Here is a 1960-nt window from a genome sequence, read left to right on the forward strand (position 1 = left end):
TGTTCCGATTCCCGTTCCCCTCCTGGGAGGGGTTAGGGGTGGGTTCCGATTCCCGATTCCCGATTCCCGATTCCCTGCCAGATAGCTTTCATGGTCAAGTTTTCTATCAGTCGCTTTATCCTCATGGCAGCTATAGTGATCGGTGTAATTGTTCTTGTCCCAACTATCAAGCAAATTACCCAGCAGCGAGCCATGACATCCGCTTACGAATTACTGACTGACCCATTCTTACAATTTCCTACAGAAGATTCCGTGCGGGTGGTTTGGTTTACCGACTTTCCTGGCTCCCGCCACACCGTTACCTACGGCACGACCTCTTACCGTAAGGCCACTGCTACTACTACTAAACTCAGCCGCACTCGGGAAGACCAAAAATCCCGAGTCGGCAACCAGACCGAAGACTCCCAAGTCTACCAGAAGCCAATCATGCGGGATATTTGGCGTCATGAAGCCATCGTAACTGGACTGACTCCTGGTCTTCGTGTTCCCTATCAAGTCACCAGTATCAAGGAGAATGGGCAAGTTGTCAGGAGCAAGCTCTATAGCCTCAGTGCTCTACCAAACCCTGAGACACCCCAGAAAATTCTTCTGACCTCTGACCATCAACTAATGCCGATGACAGCAGCTAATCTCCAGAAGGTGGTAGAAACCGTAGGCCAAATCGATGGGGTGTTTTATGTTGGTGATTTAGTTAATATTCCTGACCGGGCTTCGGAATGGTTTGATGATAACCGGGGTGGTGCCTTTTTCCCCTGTCTTCAGGGTCGAGCCAATTACCAATTGGAAAAGAATGGGGTTCAAACTACCTACCATGGCGGTGAAATTATTCAACATGCCCCGATCTTTCCTGTAGTTGGCAATCATGAAGTGATGGGGCGTTTTTCTATGGAAAAGGATTTGAATAGCCAATTCAATGACCCTTTTCCTCGGGCTGCAGCACAAGCCATCTATCAGCAAAAAGCTGAACAGTTAAATCCAGATAATGACCCTAATTATTACCAAGCTTGGCTAAAAAATAATACCTATAATACTGACACTTATAACGAGATTTTTTACCTACCTAATGGCAAACCTTATTATGCGGTAACCTTTGGTGATATTCGCTTAGTGGTGTTGTACATTACTAATATTTGGCGGACACCTAGCTTAAGTCCTAATGCCAAAGGTAGGTATCAAGAACGGCAACAAGATTTAGACAATCCCATCGCTTGGGGATACGGACAACATATCTTTGAAGCAGTTAGTAAAGGGAGTCCCCAGTACCAATGGCTCCAGGCAGAACTCAATAGCACTGAGTTCCAACAAGCTAAGTATAAAATTGTGATGCTTCACCATCCTCCCCATAGCCTAGGGGACAATATTGTCCCAGCTTATACTGACCCAGTGCAGATCATTGAGCGGGATCGGACGGGTAAGGTGACAGCAGTGCGTTATGAGTACCCCAAAGACCAGGATTATATCATTCGGGATGTGGTGCCATTGTTAGAAGCTGCTGGTGTGCAGTTGGTGTATTATGGGCATTCCCATCTATGGAATCGCTTTGTTGATGGTAATGGCATGCATTTTTTAGAATCCTCCAATGTGGGGAATAGTTATGGTGCTTATGTTGGTCAGAAGAAGCGCCCAGTACCAACTGGTTATAACGAAAACTATTCCGCTACTGTAGACCCAAATGGATTAGAGCCAGTGAGGCCAACCATAGCGCCATTGTTAGGAGACAATAACCAGCCCTTGCCTTATATCGCTAGTAATGACGTGACTGTGTTTAGTATCTTGGATACTGGCACCGGTATAGTAACTAGCTATCGCTTTGATACGCGATCGCCTAATTCAGAGGTGATTAAATTCGATCAGTTTCTGTTAAAGCCAAGGGATTAGGGTGGTCAGAGGGGGGAGTGTGGGAAGTGTGGGGCGGGGGCGCGGGAAGTGTGGGAAGTGTGGGAAGTGTGGGAAGTGTGGA

General features: G+C 46.8%; 2 protein-coding genes. Both read left to right on the forward strand.

The window, feature by feature from the left end; genetic code table 11:
- A partial coding sequence (locus F6K20_RS36380) for a hypothetical protein (protein WP_287298078.1) occupies window positions 1-221 on the forward strand: 221 nt, incomplete at its 5' end.
- Entirely contained in the window at window positions 193-1878 is a 1686-nt protein-coding gene (locus F6K20_RS36385; protein WP_287298080.1) for a purple acid phosphatase family protein, read from the forward strand. The genes F6K20_RS36380 and F6K20_RS36385, both read left to right, overlap by 29 nt.
- The last annotated feature ends 82 nt before the right edge of the window (window positions 1879-1960 follow it).

This window comes from Moorena sp. SIO2C4 (assembly GCF_010672485.1).
GTDB lineage: Bacteria > Cyanobacteriota > Cyanobacteriia > Cyanobacteriales > Coleofasciculaceae > Moorena > Moorena producens.